This window comes from Anoxybacillus tengchongensis (genome assembly GCF_014201585.1).
Classification (GTDB): Bacteria; Bacillota; Bacilli; order Bacillales; family Anoxybacillaceae; genus Anoxybacillus; species Anoxybacillus tengchongensis.
Genome location: NZ_JACHES010000012.1, coordinates 28,410 through 52,931, shown reverse-complemented (window position 1 = coordinate 52,931; position 24,522 = coordinate 28,410). Strand labels below are relative to the sequence as shown.

The following is a 24,522-nucleotide window of genomic DNA, read 5'->3' as shown; positions in this document are numbered from 1 at the left end:
TTCCTTTTTTATTCATAAAAAAACGCCTTAGCGTTCGCTAAGACGAATAATTTGCATCGGATTGCCGCCAACAAATGCACCAGCTGGTACATCACGATGCACAAGCGTGCCTGCGGAAACAACCGCACGATCCCCAATGGTCACTCCCGGTAAAATCGTTGTATTTGCTCCGATCATGACTTCATTGCCGATGATAACATCCCCGAGCCGATACTCATTTACTAAATATTCATGCGCTAAAATCGTCGTATTGTAACCAATAATCGTGTTGTTGCCAATGCGAATTTTCTCTGGAAACAAAATATCTGGCATGACCATAAACGCTAACGCCGTATGTTTGCCGATTTCCATGCGCAAAAACGTGCGATATAACCAGTTTTTTAATGGGAAAAACGGGGTATAGCGCCCGATCAAAATGACGATGACATTTTTCAATACTTTCCAAAACGAAACGGTTCGATATAGTTGCCATAAGGAATTCGTTCCTTCGACAACATGGCGTTCGGTTTTTCTCAACGCGACGTCACCCCTAGAATACTTAACAAATCGCTCATTTTTTCAAGCATAAAGTCAGGTTCGTATTTCGCTAAATGTTCGCGCCCTTTAATCGTCCAAGCGACTCCTGCTGTTTTTGTCCCTGCATGTTTCCCAGCTAAAATGTCATGATGGTTATCGCCAACCATTAATGTTTCTTCTGGCTTTGCCTGTAAACACGCGAGTGCTTTTTCAATTGGCTCAGGATGCGGTTTCGCATGTTCGACATCATCGAGCGTAATGATGCATTGGAAAAACGAATCTAACTTCGTTAACTTCAATCCCATGTTTACTGTATGACGAATTTTCGTTGTCACAATACCGAGTTTAAAGCCTTTTTTATGTAGCGTTTGTACGGTATCATACACCGTTTCATATTCTTTCACTAATGCATCATGATGCGCATGGTTAAATGCTCGATACGTTTCAATCATTTCGTCGACCCGATTTGGATCGATCGCTTCAAACGTATCCCGTAGCGGCGGGCCAATAAAGGCGAGCACATCTTCACGCGTATATTGATTTGGGTAATAATAATTGAGCGTGTGCAAAAACGATTCAATAATTAAATCGTTCGTATTAATAAGCGTACCGTCTAAGTCAAATAAAATCGTATTAATATTCATACGTTGCTTCCTTTCTTTTTCGATGTTCCATTCGATTCCAAATAAAGCTTAATGCAACAGTCAATAAAACAGCGGTGACAAGCCGTATGACAAGCAACGGCCATACCGGAATGCCAAGTGGCACGAACAATAACGTATCTTCCACTACCGCATGACATGCAACTAAAAATAAAAACGTCAACGTTAAATCTTTTTTAGACACCCCGTCTTCTTTCACCGCCTGAATCATGACGCCTGCACCGTAAGCGAGTCCGAACAATAAACCAGCCGCCATCGTAAGCGAGGCGTTTTCACGAATGCCAAGCAACCGTGCAAATGGCGATAGCCACTTTGAAAACGTATCGAGCCACTTCAATTCTTTTAACACTTGAATCGCAATCATAAGCGGAATGATGATTAGTGCAAGTTGCCCGATTCCGTATATGGCCTTTTCCATGCCGTTCCAGATGATTTCTCCCCACGTATGAGGCACTGTTGAAGACTGTGGCATAAGTCCGTACTGCGCCATTTGTTCTCCGCCATCCCATAAAACGTGAATGAGCCATGCGGAAACGAACGCTAAACCGACGCGAACGGCAACCGTCCACCAAACGCGAACGCCGACTTGCGCAGCGACTGCAGACTCAACGAGCATATTGTGTGAAAACGACAACATCACCGCTAAAATAAACACTTCTTTCACCGTCAAGTCCATCGTCAACATCGAACCAATGCCGGCATATAAATTTAAAAAATTGCCAAGCACTAAAACGAGCGCGGCATCCCCCGGTAAGCCGATCCACCGCATCATCGGCGTTAAAACATTTGTCACCCACGGTAAAACGGGGGAGTATTGTAAAAGTGTCACAATGACCGTAATCGGAAAAATGACTTTTCCGAGTGTCCATGTCGTTTTCAATCCAACAAACAAACCCCTTTGAAGCACGTTTCCTCCCCCTCTCATTTAATCGTTGTACCGCTCATCCGCTACACCGCGCATGCGACGTACAACGATCATCATGACCGCAAACAAAATAAGCAAAAGCGAAATGAACTGGGCCATACGAATCGTCTCGGTTAACATTAAACTGTCTGTCCGCAATCCTTCAATAAAAAAGCGCCCGATCGAATACCAAATGATGTACGTGAAAAATAATTCTCCTCGTCGTAAATTTCGTCTCCGGAGCGCAAGTAAAACGAGAAAGCCGAGCATATTCCATAACGATTCATATAAAAACGTCGGGTGATAATATTGTCCTTGTATGTACATTTGATTAATGATCCAATCCGGCAAATGCAAACTTTCTAAAAATGTTCGTGATACAGGTCCTCCGTGCGCTTCTTGATTCATAAAATTGCCCCAACGTCCAATCGCCTGACCTAAGATAATGCTTGGTGCTGCAATATCTGCGAGTTTCCAAAACGACAATCGCCGTTTTTTCGCAAAAATGACACCTGTCACAATGGCACCAATTAAACCGCCGTGAATCGCCAATCCACCATGCCAAATTTGTGGAATTTCGCTTATGTGCTGTGAATAGTAGTCCCATTGAAAAATGACGTAATACGCGCGTGCGCATACAATCGCAATGGGCACAGCAATTAATACAAGATCGACAAACGTTTCTTTTCTTATCCCTAAACGCTCGCTTTCTCTTGTGGCTAGCCAAAGTCCGAGCAATACGCCTGTCGCAATAATAACACCGTACCAATAAATTGTAATTGGTCCGAGTTGAAGAAAGACGCGATCAAGCGGTTCAATATGTAACAACATGAATACCCATCCTCTCATTCATAATCGTGCTCTGCATCGCCAATCGCATCTGCCAATCGGGCAGAAAATTCTTCCGCTGCATTCACACCCATGCGCTTCAAACGGAAATTCATCGCTGCCACTTCAATGATGACGGCTAAATTTCGTCCTGGACGAACAGGAATCGTCAGCTTTGTCACTTCGGTATCAATAATTTTTACTTTTTCCTCTTCAAGCCCGAGACGATCGTATTGTTTATTTGGATCCCATAATTCTAAATCGATGATAAGCGAAATGCGTTTATGCGGACGCACCGCTCCTGCACCGAATAGCGTCATGACGTTAATAATGCCGAGTCCACGAATTTCAAGCAAATGTTCAATAAGCTCCGGTGCGCTACCAATAAGCAAATTTTCATCCTCTTGGCGAATTTCGACACAATCATCTGCAACGAGACGATGTCCGCGCTTCACAAGCTCAAGCGCTGTTTCACTTTTTCCAACGCCACTTTTTCCTGTAATAAGCACACCAACACCGTACACATCAACGAGCACACCGTGCACAGCCGTTGTCGGCGCGAGTTTGCTTTCTAAATAGTTTGTTAGACGGCTAGCAAGCCGCGTCGTTTTCATCGTTGAACGCATGACAGGTACTTCTTTTTTCTCCGATGCCTCAATGAGTTCTTTTGGCACTTCTAATCCGCGTGAGACGATAATCGCAGGTGTAATATCCGTACACAGCTTTTCCATGCGTAATCGTTTTTCTACAGGCGTTAATCGTTCAAAAAAAGACAGCTCTGTCATACCGAGCAATTGTACGCGCTCAGCTGGATAATATGCAAAATAACCGGCCATTTCAATGCCCGGACGGGATAAGTCGCTCGTTGTAATTGGACGATGAATCCCCTCTGCCCCGCTTACAAGCTCAAATTGAAACTCTTCAATTAAATCTTTTGTCCGTACTTTCGGCATGCGTATCCCTCCTTCTTCCTTTTCTCATTGTAACACTTTCACGTCAAAATAAAAACGTTCACGCACAAAGCGGAACGTTTTACTTTTCTTTTTTGACCGACTCAATGATTAAGTGAAAGAGTGAAATTGCAAGCGATGCAAATAATGCAGTGCTAAAACCACCGATTTGAAACGAGCTTCCCATGACCCATGCCGTCATTGCCAATGTGATTGCGTTAATGACGAACAAAAACAACCCAAACGTCAATACAGTGACAGGAAGTGTCAGTAGAATAAGTAGCGGTCGAACGAACGTATTGAGAAAAGACAAAAGAATACTTGCAACGAGCGCTGCCCAAACGCTTGATAAATAAATGGAGTCAAAATATCCAGATAGCGCTAATAATAAAACGGCGTTGATGACTATACGTACTAGCCACCTCATATGACGGTCTCCTCACTCGGAATAATGAATACCGCAAGCCCGTATAAAATCGCAAACGGCATAATCCCAGTAATGAATAATAACGCAACAAATAATAAACGTACCACAGTAGCGTCCATATTCATATAAGCTGCCAATCCGCTTAACACACCCGCAATCATGCGATGATGACGAAGCCGTACAAGCTTTTTCATTCATACATCCCTCCCGACTCTTGTAATACTTGAACCCCTTTAATAATATTCCAAACAATAACAACGACATGCACGATGCCTCCGATAACCAGTCCGATGAATGGAAGACCGAGCCATCCATCCACTCCAGCGATGGCGAAAATCATAAATAACCCACCCGTAGCAATCACAATGGCAAGAGGAATAAGATGGGACAAAAATGATTTTTTCGCATGCTCCTTTACTCGTTCATGTTTCGTGACAAAATAAACGATGATTGGAAATAAAAACGGGGCAAAAAATACGCTGAAATAACATAACGCCGCAAGCAACTTATTTCCTTCCATTCGCATCATCTCCTTTTTCCTTTACTTATACATACGATTGTTGGAAAGGAAAGTTTCGTACAAAAAAACCGAGCGTGTTATACGCTCGGTATACGCTGACGCATGCGTTCGCGATCGCGCGCTAAAATCGGTTGTAAATATCGTCCTGTATATGACCGCTCGATTTGAGCGACTTCCTCCGGCGTACCTGTCGCAACGATTTGTCCGCCCCCATCTCCGCCTTCTGGTCCAAGATCAATAATATAGTCTGCCGTTTTAATGACATCTAAATTATGTTCGATGACAAGCACCGTATCCCCTTGTTCCACAAGCCGTTGTAGAACATGTAATAAACGGGCAATATCATCAACATGCAAACCCGTTGTCGGTTCGTCTAAAATGTATAACGTTCTTCCTGTTGAGCGACGATGCAATTCAGATGCTAACTTCACCCGTTGCGCCTCTCCGCCTGAAAGCGTCGTAGCGGGCTGTCCGAGCTGCATATAACCGAGCCCAACATCGTATAACGTTTGCAATTTCCGCTTAATTTTTGGAATGTTTTCAAAAAACGTGAGCGCTTCTTCCACTGTCATATCGAGCACTTCAGCGATATTTTTATCCTTATATTTCACTTCCAACGTTTCGCGATTATACCGTTTACCGTGACACACTTCACAAGGGACGTATACGTCAGGCAAAAAGTGCATTTCGATTTTAATAATGCCGTCGCCGCGACATGCTTCACAACGACCGCCTTTGACGTTAAAACTAAACCGTCCTTTTTGATACCCGCGCATTTTCGCTTCGTTCGTCGTCGCAAATAAATCGCGAATATCGTCAAAGACGCCCGTATATGTCGCAGGATTCGAGCGTGGGGTCCGACCGATTGGCGACTGGTCGATGTCAATGACTTTATCTAAATAATGAATACCGCGAATGTCCGTATGCTCTCCTGGCTTTACTTTTGCGTGATGTAGCTTCTGTGCTAACGATTTATGCAAAATTTCATTAATGAGCGTACTTTTTCCTGAACCGGATACACCTGTCACCGCAACAAACAATCCGAGCGGAATGCGTACATCGACGTTTTTTAAGTTGTTTTCGCGCGCCCCAATGACTTCAAGCCAACGGCCATCTGGCGTTCTTCGTTCAACAGGAAGCGGAATAAATTTTTTCCCCGATAAATATTGACCGGTTAACGAATGTGGGTCGTTCATCACTTGTTCAGGTGTTCCTGCGGATACTACTTGTCCGCCGTGCGCCCCTGCTCCCGGTCCGATGTCAATTAAATAATCTGCCGCAAGCATCGTATCTTCATCGTGCTCAACAACAATAAGCGTATTGCCTAAGTCGCGCATGTTTTGCAACGTCGCAATTAACCGATCATTATCGCGCTGATGAAGCCCAATAGACGGTTCGTCTAACACGTATAATACACCCGTTAAGCGCGATCCGATTTGCGTTGCTAGGCGAATGCGTTGCGCCTCTCCACCTGAAAGCGTTCCTGCCGCGCGATTTAACGTTAAATAATCGAGCCCAACGTTTTTTAAAAAGCCGAGTCTCTCGACAATTTCACGTAAAATGAGATGGGCGATTTTTTGTTCTTTTTCCGTTAGCTGAAGCGTTTCAAAAAACGTAAGCGCCTCGTTGACCGACATCGCCGTCACTTCGCCGATATGTTTGCCGCCAACGAAAACAGCTAAACTTTCTTTTTTCAATCGATTGCCATGACACGTTGGACATGGCTGTTCAGTCATATATTTTTCCATTTGTTCACGTACGTAATCGGACGTCGTTTCGCGATAACGACGTTCGACATTGCGCACGACACCTTCAAATTCCACATACGTTTCACGCACATGCCCAAAATCGTTTTCATAGCGAAAATATATTTTTTCCCCGTTTGATCCGTACAATAAAAGATCGAGCTGCTGTTTCGACAATTGTTTTACAGGTATATCCATATCAATACCGTAATGACGGCATACCGTTTCTAGCAATTGTGGATAATATTGCGAGCTTTGCGGCTCCCATGGCGCAAGCGCGTGCTCACGAAGCGTCAACTCTTTATTTGGAATGACTAAATCAAGATCGACTTCTAGTTTCGCCCCTAATCCGTCGCACGATGGACACGCACCGTACGGACTGTTAAATGAAAATAAACGCGGCTCTAATTCACCGATCGAAAACCCACAATGTGGGCAAGCGTGATGTTCACTAAACAACAGCTCTTCTTGTCCGATGACATCGACGAGTACTTTGCCGTCAGCGAGCTTTAAAGCTGTTTCAAGGGAATCGGCAAGGCGCGATTGAATGCCTTCTTTCATCATGATGCGATCGATGACGACTTCAATGGAATGTTTTTTATTTTTTTCAAGCACGATGTCTTCCGATACATCACGCAATTCCCCGTCAACTCGCACACGCACGTACCCTTGTTTTTTAATCTCCTCCAACGTTTTTACATGCGTCCCTTTCCGACCAGAGACGATCGGGGCTAAAATTTGCATTTTCGTCCGTTCTGGATATTGCATTAAGTGGTCAACCATTTGTTCAATCGTTTGCGATGTAATTTCAATACCATGAGTCGGGCAAACAGGTCGACCAATGCGTGCAAACAGTAAACGCAAATAATCGTAAATTTCCGTCACTGTTCCGACTGTTGATCGCGGGTTGCGGCTCGTCGTTTTTTGGTCAATGGAAATGGCGGGCGACAACCCTTCAATCGAATCGACATCAGGCTTATCCATTTGCCCTAAAAATTGACGCGCGTATGCCGAAAGCGATTCGACATATCGACGCTGTCCTTCTGCATAAATCGTGTCAAATGCAAGTGATGATTTTCCTGAACCAGACAAACCGGTAAGCACAACGAGTTTGTTGCGTGGAATAACGACGTCAATATTTTTTAAATTGTGCGCTCGTGCGCCTTTGACGACAATATGATCCATTGTTTACACCTCAGCTTTCAATTCTAAAATGAGATCGCGCAGTTCGGCAGCACGTTCAAAATGAAGAGCTTTGGCTGCTTCTTTCATTTCTTGTTCGAGTTTGGCAATGAGCGCAAGGCGCTCTTCTTTTGATAAATGGCGGACATCTTTCGTTTCATACGTTTCTTTTTCTTCCGCGGCAAATGTGGCACGAATGACATCTGGAATGTCTTTTTGAATCGTTTTTGGCACGATGCCGTGCTCACGGTTATACGCTTCTTGAATCGCGCGGCGCCGCTTCGTTTCATTGATCGCCATTTCCATCGATTTCGTGATCGTATCGGCATACATAATGACGTGACCGTTCGCGTTGCGCGCTGCTCGTCCAATCGTTTGGATGAGTGAACGCTCAGAACGTAAAAATCCTTCTTTATCGGCATCTAAAATCGCTACAAGCGACACTTCCGGAATATCGAGCCCCTCCCGCAATAAGTTAATGCCGACGAGCACATCGTATTTGCCTAATCGTAAATCGCGAATAATTTCAATTCGTTCTAGCGTCTTAATTTCCGAATGCAAATATGCCACTTGAATGCCGATATCTTTTAAATAATCGGTTAAATCTTCCGCCATTTTTTTCGTCAACGTCGTCACAAGGGTGCGTTCTTTGCGAGCAATGCGCTTTTGAATTTCATCAACTAAATCGTCAATTTGTCCGGCAATTGGTCGCACATCAATCGTCGGGTCTAACAATCCTGTCGGACGAATAATTTGTTCAACGACTTCCGGACAATGTTCAAGCTCATACGGACCCGGTGTCGCAGATACGTAAATGACTTGATTTACTTTTTGTTCAAATTCTTCAAACATGAGCGGACGGTTATCAAGCGCTGACGGCAAACGGAAACCATGTTCAACAAGCACTTCTTTTCTCGCTTTGTCGCCGTTATACATGCCGCGAATTTGCGGCAACGTCACATGTGATTCGTCAATGACAATTAAAAAGTCGTCAGGAAAATAATCTAATAATGTATAAGGCGTTGAGCCTGGTGGACGCAATGTTAAATGACGTGAATAATTTTCAATACCTGAACAAAAGCCCATTTCCTTCATCATTTCAATATCGTAGCGCGTCCGTTGCTCTAATCGTTGCGCTTCAAGCAATTTTCCTTGTTCACGCAGCTCGCGAAGCCGATCTTCTAATTCCTTTTCAATATTTTCAATGGCCAGCTTCATTTTTTCTTCGCGTGTGACGAAGTGCGATGCTGGGAAAATCGCCACATGTTCTCGCTCTGCCATCACATGTCCTGTGAGTGCATCCACTTCGCGAATGCGCTCAATTTCATCACCAAAAAACTCAATGCGAATACAATGCTCGTCTCGTGAGGCAGGGAAAATTTCGACGACATCTCCGCGCACCCGAAACGTTCCGCGACGAAAATCAATATCGTTTCGTTCATATTGAATGTCGACAAGTCGGCGCAACAAATGATCGCGCTCGATCTCCATACCGACGCGCAGCGAAACGACAAGTTCGCGATATTCTTCCGGCGAACCTAAACCGTAAATACACGACACGCTGGCGATAATAATAACGTCACGTCGTTCAAATAGCGCAGACGTTGCGGAATGGCGCAATTTATCAATTTCGTCGTTGATGCTCGCATCTTTTTCAATGTACGTATCTGTTTGCGGAACGTACGCTTCCGGCTGATAATAATCGTAATAGCTGACAAAATATTCGACTGCGTTATGTGGAAAAAATTGTTTAAACTCGCTATATAATTGCCCTGCTAGCGTTTTATTATGGGCGATCACTAGCGTCGGTTTATTCACTTGTTGAATAACGTTTGAAATCGTAAACGTTTTTCCTGTTCCTGTTGCTCCTAGCAACGTTTGATGCTTTTTTCCTTGCTGAATGCCTTCGACAAGCTTCGCGATCGCTTTCGGCTGATCACCCTGCGGCTTATAAGCGGATACTAATTGAAAGGCGTCCACATTCTTCAACCTCCACTTCATTTCTACCTCGTATTGTACCATATAACGAAAACGAAAAGCGAAAAATACGAACAAATATTCTATGAAAAAACCTGCCCATTTGGACAGGTTTACGATTGTTTTTGTTTCTCTACCATTTGTTTCGCATATAAAAATCCGACAATAAGCGATGCTAAATCGGCGACAATTTCATACAACTGGTCGGTATATCCTTTTACATATGATGCCACTAACAATGCGACAGTAAGCAATGTACCGACATAATGGTTATACGTCACTCTCGTAAATAAAATAACTAACAACGCTGGTACAATTAACGCTAACACAAACCACATATTTATCCCTCATCTCTTACGAATAACAGCCCGAGTTCGTGATGTTCTCCTTCAAATAAAGCCGTTTGCGCAAAGCGAACTTCCCCACTCTCGTTTAATACTTCTAGCTTACAAAACGCTCGATTTTGTTGCAACGCTGCATAAAATTCGTCTTCTGTCACAACAGGTATGCCGTTTACCTTCACAATTACTTCTCCGACCGAAAGCGCCATTTTATGCGCTGGCGTGTTCGGCAACACTCCTAAAATAACAAGACCATTCGCCCGTTTCGTAAAATACGGCGGACGCTTTTGTTCATATAATTTTGCTGATAAAGCAATCCATTCTCTCCATAAAATAGCTACTACTGCAGCAATGATCGCAAGCGGCTTCAACCAATAGCTGCCGATAGCCAATACACTAACGACCGATGCCAACCAACCGATACGTTTCGCTGTCCATTTCGTTAAATGAACAGGCATTCCTGTTTGCACGCGTTGGGAAAATCCAAGTAAAAACGGGACGAGAACGAACGAATACGTCTCACCGCCTGAAATGATCGGCCACCATGTCGCAAACGATTGCACGCCATCTCCTGGTACAGGAATCATCAATGGAACAAGCCAAAGCCGCTGAACGACTTGCTCACCGATCATAAGCCCGCGCTTGCTTGTCGCAAGACGAGGAGAGCTTATCTCTGCCCCCTCACGATAAACGAGCCACCTTTCTATAAGCAAAAGCAAGCTCATGAGAAGTGCCAAAGCGGTCACGTTCGTTTCCATGATGTTTGGAAAAAAGCGCGAAAAAAATGGCTGTACCCAATCCATTTGCGCAAAAAAACTAACAGTAAATATAACGATACTCCCTACATATGCAGGCGATAACAACCGAAGCTGCATAAAAAAACTACATACCATTGTCACCAACGTCCAAAAAACAAGCGTATCATTCGGTAGAACAATCCCTGCCCCAACGGTTACGATCGAAAAAATTAGTGCGAACCAGCTGCGTGAACGAATGAGCGCACGCCACTCACGCGATGTTCGATAGACGCGCGTATGAAAATCTCGTCTTTCACGTTGCACGCGCAGCCAGCCAATAAACCACGCAAATATGATCGCATAATATAATAGCGGTTGTAACCAAAACGTTCCGAGCGCTTTCAACCACGCAAATCCCCATGCTTCCATTTCCATCAACTCCATTTTTTCGGATCGTCTATTTCCCATTGTAACAAAATTCAAGCGTTTATGGTTGACGAAAATTCACTTTCTTTGCCGAATAAGCACTAGTTTTGTCAACATGCAAGGAGTTTCATAAAAAATGTCTAACTTTTTTCAACATATCATTCGGAAGGAGCGTGGAACGATGGAGTTAAAAACAAGCGCGGTCGCGAAACGACTTGGAGTATCGACAAAGACGGTGCAACGCTGGGTGAAAAAATACAACATTCCATGCACAAAAAATGAAGCAGGGCATTACGTATTTACGAACGAAGCGATCGAGCAATTAGAAAAATATAAATTTCTCGGCATCGATGAAGAAGAAAAAGAACATGCAGAATGGGAAGAAGTTGAACAACGATTAAACGAACTAGAACGAAAAATTGATCAAAAAGCAGATGACGTTGTCTCTTTTCAATTGCTACAACATCGCCGCGAAATAGAAGAAATGCTTCAATATATTCAACAGCTCGAGCAACGAATTGCTCACCTCGAACATCAACAAAAAACGACAATTGTTCATGAGCAACCAAAACAAAAGAGACGCGGTATGATTAGCTTCTTCTTATAAAAGTATCCCCCTGTCTTCAAAATGGACAGGGGGATTTTTTATTTCGCAATAAGCTGTAATGCTTTTTTCAATTGCTCGTCATATCGTTCGTCACGAACTGCTTCCATCACTTTTGTTTGCAATACGTCCGCCGTTTGTTTATCAATTTTTCCTGTCACTTGTAAGCCGTTTGCCTTTTGGAACGATTGGACAGCTTGTTCGGTTTGTTTGCTAAAATATCCGTCTTCACGCCCCGGATCAAAGCCGAGACCTTTTAACATTTGTTGTGCACTCTTAATTTGTTCATTATTCATGTCATATACTAAAGGCTGATCGATTTGAAGCGGATGAGCATAGAAAAAGTCCGGCTGTTTTACTTTGACATCTGGCTCAATTCCTTTTTTATGAATCCAGTTCCCATTTGGAGTCAGCCATTTATATAACGTTAATTTAATATGGCTGCCGTCATCCATCGGCAACGCTTGTTGAACCGTTCCTTTTCCGAATGTTTTTTCACCGATGAGCATATAGCCGCCTGCTTCTTTTAACGCTGCCGCTAAAATTTCTGATGCTGAAGCACTTCCGTTGTCAATAAGCACGACAATCGGATAATCTTTTTTCTTCGTTGCATTCGAGAAAAAGCGCTGTTTGTCACCATCACGTTCTTCAATTTGTACATACGGTTTATCTTTTGGCACAAGCTCTTTCAAAATGTCTTCAACACTTTGTAAGTAGCCACCCGGATTGCCACGCACGTCGATGATGAGCCCAGCCATTCCTTTTTTCTCAAATTCAGATAACTTCTTTTTAAAATCTTCAGCCGTTTTTTCTGCAAATGATGTAATTTCAATATAGCCAATTTGTTTCCCATTTACTTCTTTTATTGACGCATATACCGTTTCAATCGGAATTTCATCGCGAACGACTTCAATCGTTAATACGCCACTTACTCCTGGACGGACGATTTCTAAACGAGCGACCGTTCCTTTTTTTCCACGAATTTTTAATACCGCTTCATATAAATCAAGCCCTTCTAAGCTTTGACCGTTCACTTTAATAATTTGATCGTTTGGGCGAAGCCCAGCTTTTTCTGCAGGCGACCCTTTAAATGGGGCAACGATCGTCACTTTCCCGTCAACCATGCTGACTTCCGCTCCGATGCCTTCAAATGAAGAATCGAGCGACTCGTTAAACCGCTCCGCTGTTTCTTTATCCATATAAACGGAATATGGGTCTTTTAGTGTTGCAATCATTCCTTGAATCGCACCATCAATAAGCTGTGCGTCATCTACGTCTTGAACATATTTTTGTTTAATCATGCTGTATGCTTGTTCAATTTTTTTAAATTCCTCATTCGACGGCTTCTCCGTTGTCGTTGGCATATCGATCGTAATCGTCGATGTTTCGGAAGAAAGCGACTGCATCCCAACATACGTCACGCCTGAGCCGAACAACGTCGATAAAATCATTAGTGCTGCGATTGTTTTTTTGTTCATATTGTGCCTCCTCACCCTTCGATACATGAAAGGCATCACACCGTGTGCGATGCCTGTTTGCTTTCATTATATGAATAGCTTGTACCGTTCATAACTTATAAAGATGTATTTATTTTACACCGAACGTCTGATTTTCTCAACTAATGCGCAAAAGCACAGCAAATAAGCTGTGCTTTAAAACGGAACGTATTGCATTGGGTCTACCGCATTTGATTTCGACGCATTCCAAGGTCCGCGATGCAATTCAAAATGCAAGTGCGGCCCAGTAGAGCGCCCAGTATTCCCCATATAACCTATCATTTGACCTTTTTTCACCATTTGTTTCTCTCCAACAAGTCTTGTTTCCAAGTGGGCATATACGGTTGTAAACATTTTTCCATCAATATAGTGCATAATAAAAATGACATTTCCATATGTGCTCGAATAATATGAGCTATACACGTAACCGTCAGCTGCCGCAACGACAGGAACGCTAGAACCACGTTTACCAATATCAATGCCGTAATGGAATTCACCCCAACGCGGCCCAAATGTCGATGTAATTGGACCGTTTGCTGGACGCATAAATGCACCGTCAGACACAGGCGGCAAGCTACCTGAGTCGCTTTCAGACGATCCGCGACTAGATAATGCGCGTTTCCGTGCTTCTTCTTGCTCTTTTTGACGACGAATCATTTCTTGTAATTGGTTTTTCATCGCAGCTTCTTGTTTTTCAAGCAACTCTTTTTCTTCTTCTAACGCGAGCTGCTTTTCTTCTTCATGTTTTTGTTGTTCTTTTAACTGCGCCATTAATTTCTCTTTTGCGGCAATTTGTTCGTTTAACATTTGTTTTAGTTTTTGTAACTCATTGAGCTGTTCTTGTAGGCGAACTAAGTTGTCATTTAATTGTTGCTCTTTTGTCTCTTTTAACGCTTTATCAGCTTCCTGCTCTTTAATAATTTGACGATCCGCCTCAAAAATGGTCGCCACCGCACTCATTCGGTCAATAAAGTCGCTAAAACTTTTCGCCCCGAGCAATACGTCTAAATAGCTCACGACACCGCCGCTTTCTTGTAATGAACGAGCACGTTCTTTCAACAATTCGTTACGCTGTTCAATGCGCGCTGTCACTTCCTCAATTTCTTTTCGAAGCGCAACAATTTGCTGCTTTGTTTCTTCAATATTTTGTTGTTTTGCACGAATATTAGCGCTCGTTTCTTCCACAGCTAAATCAAGTTTTTTGATTTCCGCATTCACTTTTTCTTGTTCAGCTTTTAACCGAGCAATTTCTTGTTGTGACTGTTCTAGTTTGCTTTCAATTGATGACTGCTTTTGTTGCACATTTTGAATTTGTTGTTTCTTTTGTTGAATATCGCGTTTCGTTACCGCATACGCGGGCGAAGCAACAGTTGAAACAAGCAGCGTCAAAGCTACCACAATCGTTCCCCATCTTTTTCGCACCGTAAACCCCTCTCTCTTTCTATACTTTTAAAAATCGTCTGACGGACATCATGCTTCCCCACATGCCGATGCATGCACCTAATAAGACGAGCACAGCCGCCAATTGCCATGCGAATGGATAAAACGGAAGCAATTGAAAAAATGTATCTTTCAACTTTGGATATAGTAAATCAAATACATAAGAGTAAGCAGAAAGAACGATCGCAATTGGAACAATCGCTCCGAAAACGCCAAGCCATAGCCCTTCGAGGAAAAACGGCCAACGAATAAACCCGTTTGTCGCACCTACTAATCTCATAATCTCAATTTCGCGACGACGAGCAAAAATGGTAATTTTAATTGTATTTGAGATGAGAAACATCGCTGTAAATAACAACCCAATAATAAGCGCTAATCCGACATTACGAATCGTTTTCGTAGCGGCAAATAGTTTTTCAATTTGCCCTTTTCCGTATTTCACTTTGCCAACGGAAGGAAACGTTTCAATTTGCTTAGCGATTGTTGCTGTATCGAGTGGGTTTTTTGCTTTAACGATAAATACATCGCTTAACGGATTGTCCTGCTCAAACAAACGAAACGATTTCCCGTCTTCTCCAAAACTGTCGATCAACTTTTGCAATTCTTCATCCTTAGATGAATACGTTACTTTTTCCACGCCAGAAAGAGCTTCAAGCTTGGCTCGAAGCGCATCTTTATCCGCTTCTGTTGCACTTAAATCAACATGTACACGAATTTCGACGTCGCGCTCAATTTGCTTCGTAATATGTTGGATATTGAGCATAATGACGAGAAACACCCCAACAAGCAAGAGCGTCACCGTCACCGCACTAATAGACGCAAACGTCATCCAACCGTTTCTTCCGAGACTTTTTAAACTTTCACGGAAATGACGACGAAGGGTGTTAAGCTTCATAACCATACTCTCCCTTCACTTCATCGCGGACAATTTTACCGCGTTCAATCGCAATGACGCGCTTACGAATCGTATTGACGATTTCACGGTTGTGCGTCGCCATGACAATCGTTGTTCCGCGATCATTAATGCGCTCGAAAATATCCATAATTTCCCAAGATGTGTCAGGATCTAAATTTCCAGTCGGCTCATCAGCAATAACAATTGTCGGATTGTTAACGATCGAGCGCGCAATCGACACGCGCTGCTGTTCTCCGCCAGATAATTCATCGGGATAAAAGCGCGCTTTATGTTTTAATCTTACTAGGTCAAGCACTTCCATAACACGTTTACGAATGTTTTTTGGGGATTCTTCAATCACTTCCAAAGCAAACGCTACGTTTTCATATACCGTTAACTTTGGAAGTAGTTTGAAGTCTTGGAATACGATGCCGATATTCCGGCGAAGCAACGGCACTTTGCTATCTTTTATATTGGCTAAATTCACACCGTTAATCATAATTTTGCCGCTTGTCGGCTTTTCTTCGCGATACATCATTTTAATAAACGTCGATTTCCCAGCACCGCTCGGACCGACGACATATACAAATTCTCCTTGTTTAATGCGAACAGAAATCCCGTTTAATGCAATGACTCCGTTCGGGTATGTTTTATATACATCTTGCATTTCGATCATAAGCAACCACCTAATTATTCGATCTTTTTCTACATATTCCTGCAAAATTCTTACCTTGTTCATTATATCATCATTTCTGACAGAAAGGGGGTGAATTTTATTTACAGTTATATTTCAAGACTGTTACAAATAGAAAGAGGATGCACATGGACGCATCCTCTTACTTTTTCGCCGCTAGCCATTCAGCTAATTTATCGACATCGTCACCCTGGACTAAGCCTCCTGGCATGCCACCACGACCGTTTGCGATAATGTTTTTAATTTCTTCTTGTGAATATTTTCCGCCCACTTTATCGAGGGCTGGACCAACGCCACCTTCTAAGTTTTGTCCGTGGCAACTTGCACATGATTTTTTGTAAACGGCTTCCGCAGCTGAAGCTGTATTTCCGCCACCATTTGCTGGTTTTTCGCTCGTGCTATCCCCTCCACCACAGGCTGCTAACACAATCGCTGTACCAGCAAATAAACTAAGTAGTTTTTTCTTCATACATAAATCCCCCTTGTAAACATTTTCATACATTTCTATTATATCGTATCATTTTTACGTTAGGCACGTTTAAATCCTTCCCCAAGCACTTCTGCTGCGTCCATAACAACAACAAACGCAGACGGGTCAATGGTTTTGACTAATTGTTTCAATTTTGTGAACTCACTTTGTGCTACAACACACATGAAAACAGGTCTTTCTTGCTCTGTATACCCACCGTATGCATGTAGTTTTGTCACACCGCGGTCAATTTTATGCAAAATCGCTTCACGCACTTCTTCTTCTTTGTTTGTAATAATCATTGCCATTTTTGAATTACCAAAGCCAACTTGAACAAAATCAATGGTTTTACTTGTAACAAATAACGCAATTAATGCATATAACGCACGTTCCAAATCAAATACAAAAGCGGCTGTTAAAACAATTAAGCCATCAATTAAAATGACGCACGTTCCTAACGATAAGCCCGTATATTTATGAATAATTTGAGCAGCTAAATCGGTGCCCCCTGTCGATGCGCGACCGCGGAATACAATGCCTAATCCTATGCCGACACCGATGCCGCCAAATAGTGCTCCAAGTAATGGATCGTTCGTTGCTGGCGCCATGTCATGCGTTAAATAAACGACAAACGGCAAAAAAGCAGTGCCAACTAACGTTTTGACACCGAACTGTTTTCCAAGCAGCAACACGCCTGCAATAAATAGCGGAATGTTGAGCGACCATTGTACATAAGCAGGCTGCCAACCGAGCGTCGCATGCAAAATGGTACTAATACCGCTTACCCCACCTGATGCGACACGATTCGGAAGTAAAAATAAATTGAATGCAACAGCCACAACGGCCGAGCCGACAAGAATGTATACGTATTCCAATATTTTTTCAATCAATGGATTTGTTATATTGTTTCTTTTACGCATGCTTTCTCACCTTCCCTCGTGAGTATAGCATGTCCGGTATAGGAAGTAAATGACATCGAATTAACGCAATAATGATTTAATATAGTGAAGTTCATATAGGAAGAAGAAAAAGGTGACCTAAAAAATCTAGGTCACCCTTGTTTTAATTTTGAGCGTAAATATGCATCAATAAAGACATCAATTTCTCCGTCCATCACCGCTTGTACGTTTCCGACTTCCGTGTTTGTTCGATGATCTTTTACAAGCGAATACGGATGAAACACATAAGAACGAATTTGGCTTCCCCAGCCAATTTCTTTTTGTTCACCGCGAATTTCTGCGAGCTCCGCCTGTTGTTCCTCCAATTTCTTTTGATACAATTTCGCCTTTAACATATTCATCGCTTTTTCGCGGTTTTTAATTTGCGAACGCTCCGATTGACATGTAACGACAATGCCTGTCGGGATATGTGTAATACGCACAGCCGAATCTGTCGTATTGACGTGCTGACCGCCAGCACCACTTGAACGATACGTATCGACTTTAATTTCATCCGGACGGATGTCGACTTCGATGTTTTCGTCAAATTCTGGTACAACTTCGCATGAAACGAATGACGTATGACGGCGTCCGGAAGCGTCAAACGGTGAAATGCGGACGAGGCGGTGAACACCTTTTTCCGCTTTTAAATATCCGTATGCATTATGCCCTTTAATTAACAACGTGACGCTTTTAATTCCCGCTTCCTCACCAGGCAAATAATCGAGAGTTTCCACTTTGTATCCTTTTTTCTCTGCCCAGCGCGTGTACATACGCAACAACATCGACGCCCAATCTTGCGACTCTGTTCCGCCTGCGCCAGGATGAAGCTCTAAAATGGCATTATTTTTATCGTACGGTTCATTTAATAGGAGCTGCAGTTCAAATTCGCTAAAGTCTTTCGATAGTTTTTTCGCCTCAGCTACGAGTTCTTTTTGTAAATCTTCATCTGGCTCTTCTTTCACGAGCTCGTATGTCACTTCTAAATCTTCGAACCGCTCTTCCAGTGAGCGAAACTCACCGACTAAATCTTTGAGCGCATTTGCCTCACTAATTACCGCTTGAGCTGCTTTTTGATCATCCCAAAAATGAGGCGCGGCCATTTGAGCTTCTAGTTGTTCAATGCGCGCTTCTTTCGTTTCGAGGTCAAAGAGACCCCCTAATATCCGCTAATCGCTTAGCCATTTTTTCAAGCTCTTGCTTAATTTCTACTAAATCAATCATGTCCTTCACCTCAACCATTATTGTATGCAAACGTCTCGGCGGACGCAACATAACGAAAGCGAGGGAACATCCCTCACTTATCGTCCGCAACAATGTTTATATTTTTTCCCGCTTCCGCACGGGCACGGATCATTTCGGCCGACTTCCACCGCTTTTTTCACCGGTTTGCGTTTCACTTCTTCGCCTTCTTTCGGATGAACCGCTTCTCCTTTGGCTACTTCTTGTCGTTCAAGGTTGCTTTCAATTTCCGCTTTCATAATGTAGCGGGCGACTTCTTCTTCAATAGAAGCGATCATCGCTTCAAACATCGCATAGCCTTCCATTTGATATTCACGCAATGGATCAATTTGACCGTACGCACGTAAATGAATGCCTTGGCGAAGCTGTTCCATCGCATCGATATGTTCCATCCATTTCATATCGACCGCACGTAAAACGATCACGCGTTCAAACTCGCGCATTTGTTCCACTGGAATGCGGCTTTCTTTTTCATCGTAACGCGCACGCACTTTGTTCCAAATGAATTCAATCATTTCTTCTGGATCTTTGCCGCGCAAATCGTTGATCGTCACGTCTCCTTCAGGAAGAAGATTCGCCTGCACATAATCAACGATCGCTTGCACATTCCATTCTTCCGGCATCTCTTCATCTGGCGTATGCATACGCACGACGCGCTCAATCACGGATTGAATCATTTTTTCAACGATATCGCGCAAGTTTTCTGAATCAAGTACTTGGAAACGTTGACGATAAATAATTTCACGTTGTTCACGCAATACATCGTCGTACTGCAACAGTTGTTTCCGTGCATCAAAGTTGTTTCCTTCTACACGTTTTTGCGCAGATTCAACCGCTTTTGATACGATTTTACTTTGAATTGGCTGTGAATCGTCCATGCCTAAACGATCCATCATGGCCATCATATTTTCTGAACCGAAGCGACGCATGAGCTCATCTTCGAGCGACAAGTAAAATTGCGATACCCCAGGGTCTCCTTGACGACCAGAACGACCGCGCAATTGGTTGTCGATGCGGCGGCTTTCGTGACGTTCTGTACCGATGACGGCTAAACCACCAAGCTCGCGCACACCTTCACCGAGTTTAATATCCGTTCCGCGTCCTGCCATGTTTGTCGCAATCGTTACTGCCCCTTTTTGACCAGCTTGCGCAATAATTTCTGCTTCTTTCGCATGGTTTTTCGCGTTTAATACGTTATGACGAATGCCGCGCTTCGTTAACATGCTCGACAATAATTCAGACGTTTCAATGGATACCGTGCCGACAAGGACAGGTTGTCCTTTCGCATGACGTTCTGCGATGTCTTCGACAACGGCGCGAAACTTCCCTTCCATCGTGCGATAAATTAAATCTGGGCGGTCATCGCGAATAACGGGCTTATTTGTTGGAATGACAACGACTTGCATATTGTAAATGTTGCGAAACTCTTCTTCTTCTGTTTTTGCGGTTCCTGTCATTCCCGCAAGCTTTTCATACATGCGGAAATAGTTTTGGAACGTAATTGTCGCAAGCGTCATTGATTCATTTTGAATTTCAAGCCCTTCTTTTGCCTCAATCGCCTGATGAAGCCCATCGCTATAGCGACGTCCGCGCATAAGACGACCTGTAAACGGGTCAACGATGACGATTTTTCCGTCTTCCACAACGTAATCAACGTCACGCTGCATCACAACATGTGCGCGCAACGCTTGGTTAACATGGTGGTTTAACGTCACATGTTTTAAATCAAATAAGTTATCAATGCCAAACGCGCGCTCCGCTTTGTTCATTCCTTCTTCCGTCAGCTGAACGCTCTTCGTTTTTTCATCATACGTATAATCGACATCGCGCTTTAATGTACGAACAAACGCGTTCGCTTGAATGTACAATTTCGTAGACTTTTGCGCTGTGCCTGAAATAATGAGCGGCGTACGCGCTTCGTCAATTAAAATCGAGTCGACTTCGTCAATGATCGCATAATGAAGTGGGCGTTGCACCATATGTTCTTTATATAGCACCATGTTATCGCGCAAATAGTCGAAACCAAATTCGTTATTCGTTCCGTATGTAATATCTGCATTGTAAGCCGCTTGCTTTTCTTCACGCGACATATTCGTTAAGTTCAATCCGACAGATAATCCTAAAAATTGGTATAACTTACCCATTTCTGTCGCGTCACGGCTCGCTAAATATTCGTTCACCGTTACGACATGAACACCTTTTCCGGTTAATGCGTTTAAATATACCGGCATCGTTGCAGTTAACGTTTTTCCTTCCCCTGTCTTCATTTCGGCAATATTGCCTTCATGAAGCGCGATGCCTCCCATTAATTGCACTTTATACGGATACATGCCAAGCACGCGCTTCGCTGCTTCGCGAACAACCGCAAAGGCTTCCACAAGCAAATCATCAAGCGTTTCGCCTTTTTCAAGACGAGCCTTAAAATCTTCAGTTTTTTGACGCAACTCGCCATCAGAAAGCTGCGCCATTTGCGGACCGAGCGCATCAATGTCATTCGCAATTTTCTCTAATCGCGCAATTTGCCGTTTATTCGGATCAAACACTTTTTTGAACATTCCAAGCATACAAAAACGCTCCTTGCTTATATAGTCGCTAATTACCATCATATCACTTACAGGAAAAGGTGACAACTCATACGAAAGAAAAGAAAAAACCAGCGTAGGAGACGCTGGGGAGATGTTATCGTTGAGGCGATTGTAGTTGTTCGATCGTTGCTTCGACGTGGTGAAGGCGTTTGTTGAGAGCATAAATTTCAAATCCTTTTTCATCAATCTTTTTATAAATATGTTGCAGTAATGTTTGTACATCGTTGGCTAACTGCATTTCTAAACGATATACCGTTTCTTTTACGTCAGCCAATTGTATTTCTACATGTTCAAGACGCTTCTTTACATCGCACATTTCTTCTTCGAGACGACTAATGCGCTTGTTTGTCTCTTTCATCTCTTGTTCAAGCGCGGTTAAACGAGCCTCCATGTTAGCAAATCGCGCATCGATTTGTGCAAATCGTTCGTCAATCTGTGCGAAGCGCTCGTCAATCTGTACGAAGCGTTCGTCAATCTGCGCGAAGCGTTCGTCAATCTGTGCGAAGCGTTCGTCAATCTGCGCGAAGCGTTCGTCAATCTGTGCGAAGCGCTCGTCAATCCGAACAAATTGATTACGCACTTCTTGTTGAAACTGTAGAAAATTACTTTCGATATTCGTCAGCTTCGCTAAAATTTCGCGTAAAATCGCTTCCATCCTTTTTCACCTCCTTTCACAGTATACCACCCTCTGTCTTCATTCGACAGAGGGTGGTAGGATTAGTTTGCTTCAATTAAGCCATATTTGCCGTCTTTTCGTTTGTAAACGACGTTTGTACGGTTTGTTTCTGCGTTAATAAAGACGTAAAAGTTATGACCAAGCATATTCATTTGTAAAATTGCTTCTTCGCTATCCATCGGTTTTAAGCTAAATCGCTTCGTACGAACAACTTCGAATTCCTCTTCCTCATGCTCTTCTGTTGCCACAGGAGCAGTTGCTGTTAATGTTACACCGTTTGCTTCTTTTTCACGCATTTTTCGATTCACTTTTGTTTTATGTTTACGAATTTGGCGTTCGAGTTTATCGACGACCAAATCAATAGCCGCATACATATCATCATGGCGCTCTTCCGCACGCAACACAATTTGTGGCATAGGGATTGTCACTTCAATTTTTGCCTGTTTATCATTATATACTTTTAAGTTAACGTGAACCGTTACTCCTTCCGTCGATTCAAAATAGCGTTCTAATTTTCCGATTTTTTTCTCGACATACTCTCGAATGGCTTGTGTAACCTCGATGTTTTCTCCGCGAATGTTGTATTTCATACGCTGTTCCTCCTTTTATGAAAGGTTGGTTACTTATTTCTACAATTCCCTACAAAACTCCTTCTCAATCGTCACATTTTTTGTGAAAAAATGATGAACAAAACAATGGATAATTATGCTATAATTTATAGATGATGAAAGGCGTTCGATTTTTCTACTGAGGTGTTATCGCATGCGTAAAGTGCACATATTTGAAGCAAAAAGCGGCGATGTCCTCGCCGTTGATATTTACGGACCAAACGGTGCAGTTTTGCTCGCTAAGGGGGTTAAACTGACCGACTCATACATTCGCGGATTGCGTGAAAATGGCATTCGTCATATTTATATTTACGACATTTTTACATTTGATATTGAAGAAAAGCCAATGATTAGTCCCGTTGTGCGACAACAAGCGGTAAAAAAAGTGTACGAAACGATGACAGAACTGATAGAGGAACAAAAAGCTGTCCAGCGCGTGTCCTCGCTTGACCTCGGACAAGAATATCAAAAAATATTTAAAGAGATTTTAGACTATTTATTAAGTCGGGAAAACTTGCTCATTAACTTATCTGACCTTGTTATTTCAAAAGGGTATTTCTTTCACCACTCGGTTAACGTGGCAACAATCGCAGGCGTTATCGGATTAGCGAAAGGATATTCATCGCAACAATTGCTTGATTTAGGCGTCGGAGCGCTTTTATTTGACATTGGCATGACACAAATTCCAAGCGCCCTTTGGGGCAAAAAGGGACCGCTTAGCCCCGAAGAACGTCGAATCGTTTCCCATCATACTGAATTTGGATTTGAATTACTAAAAAAACAAAACAACGTTTCACCGTCATCCGCTTACTGTGCACTCCAACATCACGAACGGTTTGATGGGAGCGGCTATCCACATCAAGCAGCCGGTAAATACATTCATGAGTTCGCGCGCATTATCGCCATCGCAGACGTGTTCGATGCGCTCACTTCTCCGCGTGACCATCGGAAACAACACTCACCGCACGAAGCAGCTGAATATTTATGCGCGGCCGGTAATACGTTGTTTGACTACGAACTCATTAAAACGTTTTTAAAATATGTCGCCATTTACCCACTCGGCACAAACGTCGTATTAAACACAGGATACCGAGGCGTCGTCTCAAACATTTTCCCTGAATATCCGCTTCGTCCTGTCGTTCGTATTTTACAAAATCCAAGCGGCGAGATGCTCAAATCGCCGTTTGAAATCGACTTACGTAAAGAAGTAAACGTCACGATTGTCGAAGCGTTTTGAATAACAAAAGGTGCGATCCACTCGCACCTTTTATTGCTCAACATACGGACGAAGATGTTGCATCACGCTTACTTTCCACGCCTCAAACGCTGGCGCTAAATGTTTTTCGACAATTTGTTGCTTCGCATTTGGATCATGCAGCTTTCCGTCTAATTTCCACGCCTCTTCTACGACAGAAGAAAAACGTTGAAGCTCGTTCAATAGCGCGATATCATCGGCAAAAAAATGCGCAAATGAGCGTTCATTTGTCGTATCAATTTGACCGAACGCTGTAAAAATATCAGCGAGCACGACATCCCCTTGCGTGCGCTCGTAATTCGCAAAACTTTCCATGACGTAGCGAAAACCTTCTTCAATGGTGTCTAATAACGCTGCATATTGACGAACGACTGTTAATTGTTCTGGAGTTAAATGTACCATATA

At 43.0% G+C, this 24,522-nt stretch carries 25 protein-coding genes; 2 read left to right on the top strand and 23 right to left on the bottom strand.

Annotated features, from left to right (window positions below):
- Window positions 1-27: 27 nt before the first annotated feature.
- From HNQ82_RS12255 to HNQ82_RS12200, 12 genes are all read right to left on the bottom strand, one after another.
- Window positions 28-516, bottom strand: a complete 489-nt coding sequence (locus HNQ82_RS12255) for an acyltransferase (RefSeq protein WP_183249979.1) — start codon at window positions 514-516, stop codon at window positions 28-30.
- Window positions 513-1,160 carry a pyrophosphatase PpaX gene (ppaX, locus tag HNQ82_RS12250; protein WP_183249977.1) on the bottom strand — a complete coding sequence of 216 codons (648 nt, stop codon included), beginning with the start codon at window positions 1,158-1,160 and terminating at the stop codon, window positions 513-515. Before ppaX ends, HNQ82_RS12255 begins: the two co-directional genes overlap by 4 nt.
- Window positions 1,150-2,085, bottom strand: a complete 936-nt coding sequence (locus tag HNQ82_RS12245; RefSeq protein WP_343053492.1) for a nucleoside recognition domain-containing protein — start codon at window positions 2,083-2,085, stop codon at window positions 1,150-1,152. Before HNQ82_RS12245 ends, ppaX begins: the two co-directional genes overlap by 11 nt.
- Before the next feature lie 18 nt (window positions 2,086-2,103).
- Entirely contained in the window at window positions 2,104-2,913 is an 810-nt protein-coding gene (gene lgt, locus HNQ82_RS12240; protein ID WP_183249973.1) for a prolipoprotein diacylglyceryl transferase, read from the bottom strand.
- A gap of 14 nt (window positions 2,914-2,927) precedes the next feature.
- Complete coding sequence (hprK, locus tag HNQ82_RS12235) at window positions 2,928-3,863, bottom strand: HPr(Ser) kinase/phosphatase (protein ID WP_183249971.1); 936 nt, start codon at window positions 3,861-3,863, stop codon at window positions 2,928-2,930.
- 79 nt (window positions 3,864-3,942) lie between these two features.
- The gene (locus HNQ82_RS12230; RefSeq protein ID WP_183249968.1) at window positions 3,943-4,287 is read right to left on the bottom strand and encodes a phage holin family protein; all 345 of its coding nucleotides are present in this window, start codon (window positions 4,285-4,287) and stop codon (window positions 3,943-3,945) included.
- Window positions 4,284-4,481, bottom strand: a complete 198-nt coding sequence (locus tag HNQ82_RS12225; protein ID WP_183249966.1) for a PspC domain-containing protein — start codon at window positions 4,479-4,481, stop codon at window positions 4,284-4,286. Before HNQ82_RS12225 ends, HNQ82_RS12230 begins: the two co-directional genes overlap by 4 nt.
- Complete coding sequence (locus tag HNQ82_RS12220) at window positions 4,478-4,807, bottom strand: magnetosome magnetite crystal formation protein family (RefSeq protein ID WP_183249964.1); 330 nt, start codon at window positions 4,805-4,807, stop codon at window positions 4,478-4,480. Before HNQ82_RS12220 ends, HNQ82_RS12225 begins: the two co-directional genes overlap by 4 nt.
- A 77-nt stretch (window positions 4,808-4,884) precedes the next feature.
- The gene (gene uvrA / locus HNQ82_RS12215; RefSeq protein ID WP_183249962.1) at window positions 4,885-7,737 is read right to left on the bottom strand and encodes an excinuclease ABC subunit UvrA; all 2,853 of its coding nucleotides are present in this window, start codon (window positions 7,735-7,737) and stop codon (window positions 4,885-4,887) included.
- 3 nt (window positions 7,738-7,740) lie between these two features.
- Window positions 7,741-9,735, bottom strand: a complete 1,995-nt coding sequence (gene uvrB / locus HNQ82_RS12210; protein ID WP_183249960.1) for an excinuclease ABC subunit UvrB — start codon at window positions 9,733-9,735, stop codon at window positions 7,741-7,743.
- Window positions 9,736-9,824: 89 nt separating this feature from the next.
- Entirely contained in the window at window positions 9,825-10,049 is a 225-nt protein-coding gene (locus HNQ82_RS12205; RefSeq protein WP_021093720.1) for a CsbA family protein, read from the bottom strand.
- 2 nt (window positions 10,050-10,051) lie between these two features.
- The gene (locus HNQ82_RS12200) at window positions 10,052-11,218 is read right to left on the bottom strand and encodes a PDZ domain-containing protein (RefSeq protein ID WP_183249958.1); all 1,167 of its coding nucleotides are present in this window, start codon (window positions 11,216-11,218) and stop codon (window positions 10,052-10,054) included.
- Window positions 11,219-11,396: 178 nt separating this feature from the next.
- Here HNQ82_RS12200 and HNQ82_RS12195 point away from each other — a divergent pair, with 178 nt between their 5' ends.
- The gene (locus HNQ82_RS12195; RefSeq protein ID WP_183250021.1) at window positions 11,397-11,822 is read left to right on the top strand and encodes a MerR family transcriptional regulator; all 426 of its coding nucleotides are present in this window, start codon (window positions 11,397-11,399) and stop codon (window positions 11,820-11,822) included.
- A gap of 38 nt (window positions 11,823-11,860) precedes the next feature.
- On the opposite strand, the gene HNQ82_RS12190 is transcribed toward HNQ82_RS12195, so the two are convergent.
- The 10 genes from HNQ82_RS12190 to hpf all read right to left on the bottom strand — a co-directional run bounded on the left by HNQ82_RS12190 (window position 11,861) and on the right by hpf (window position 22,844).
- Window positions 11,861-13,297, bottom strand: a complete 1,437-nt coding sequence (locus HNQ82_RS12190) for a S41 family peptidase (RefSeq protein ID WP_183249956.1) — start codon at window positions 13,295-13,297, stop codon at window positions 11,861-11,863.
- 174 nt (window positions 13,298-13,471) lie between these two features.
- Window positions 13,472-14,737, bottom strand: a complete 1,266-nt coding sequence (locus HNQ82_RS12185) for a PcsB-like coiled-coil domain-containing protein (RefSeq protein WP_183249954.1) — start codon at window positions 14,735-14,737, stop codon at window positions 13,472-13,474.
- Between the two features lie 19 nt (window positions 14,738-14,756).
- Entirely contained in the window at window positions 14,757-15,650 is an 894-nt protein-coding gene (ftsX, locus tag HNQ82_RS12180; RefSeq protein ID WP_183249952.1) for a permease-like cell division protein FtsX, read from the bottom strand.
- Entirely contained in the window at window positions 15,640-16,326 is a 687-nt protein-coding gene (ftsE, locus tag HNQ82_RS12175) for a cell division ATP-binding protein FtsE (protein ID WP_183249949.1), read from the bottom strand. Before ftsE ends, ftsX begins: the two co-directional genes overlap by 11 nt.
- 160 nt (window positions 16,327-16,486) lie before the next feature.
- Window positions 16,487-16,813: a cytochrome c551 gene (cccB, locus tag HNQ82_RS12170; protein WP_183249947.1), complete on the bottom strand. Its 327-nt coding sequence runs from the start codon at window positions 16,811-16,813 to the stop codon at window positions 16,487-16,489.
- A 59-nt stretch (window positions 16,814-16,872) separates the two neighbouring features.
- Window positions 16,873-17,733 (bottom strand): YitT family protein, encoded by an 861-nt coding sequence (locus tag HNQ82_RS12165; RefSeq protein WP_183249946.1) that lies wholly within the window; start codon window positions 17,731-17,733, stop codon window positions 16,873-16,875.
- A 131-nt stretch (window positions 17,734-17,864) separates the two neighbouring features.
- Window positions 17,865-18,972, bottom strand: a protein-coding gene (prfB, locus tag HNQ82_RS12160) for a peptide chain release factor 2 (protein ID WP_183250019.1) whose coding sequence is annotated in 2 segments (ribosomal slippage) — window positions 17,865-18,899 and window positions 18,901-18,972 — 1,107 coding nt in all. Because the reading frame shifts where the segments join, the coding sequence is not laid out codon by codon here.
- Window positions 18,973-19,052: 80 nt separating this feature from the next.
- Entirely contained in the window at window positions 19,053-21,557 is a 2,505-nt protein-coding gene (gene secA / locus HNQ82_RS12155; RefSeq protein ID WP_183249944.1) for a preprotein translocase subunit SecA, read from the bottom strand.
- 115 nt (window positions 21,558-21,672) lie between these two features.
- Window positions 21,673-22,233, bottom strand: coding sequence for a hypothetical protein (locus HNQ82_RS12150; protein ID WP_183249942.1), 561 nt, complete (start codon window positions 22,231-22,233; stop codon window positions 21,673-21,675).
- A 62-nt stretch (window positions 22,234-22,295) separates the two neighbouring features.
- Window positions 22,296-22,844 carry a ribosome hibernation-promoting factor, HPF/YfiA family gene (hpf, locus tag HNQ82_RS12145; protein WP_032101209.1) on the bottom strand — a complete coding sequence of 183 codons (549 nt, stop codon included), beginning with the start codon at window positions 22,842-22,844 and terminating at the stop codon, window positions 22,296-22,298.
- 172 nt (window positions 22,845-23,016) lie between these two features.
- Here hpf and HNQ82_RS12140 point away from each other — a divergent pair, with 172 nt between their 5' ends.
- On the top strand, window positions 23,017-24,099 hold the full coding sequence (locus HNQ82_RS12140; RefSeq protein ID WP_183249940.1) for an HD-GYP domain-containing protein: 1,083 nt from the start codon (window positions 23,017-23,019) through the stop codon (window positions 24,097-24,099).
- Between the two features lie 30 nt (window positions 24,100-24,129).
- Here the strand turns inward: HNQ82_RS12140 and HNQ82_RS12135 are convergent, their stop codons facing one another.
- Window positions 24,130-24,519 (bottom strand): DUF8042 domain-containing protein, encoded by a 390-nt coding sequence (locus HNQ82_RS12135; protein WP_183249938.1) that lies wholly within the window; start codon window positions 24,517-24,519, stop codon window positions 24,130-24,132.
- Between the last annotated feature and the right edge of the window lie 3 nt (window positions 24,520-24,522).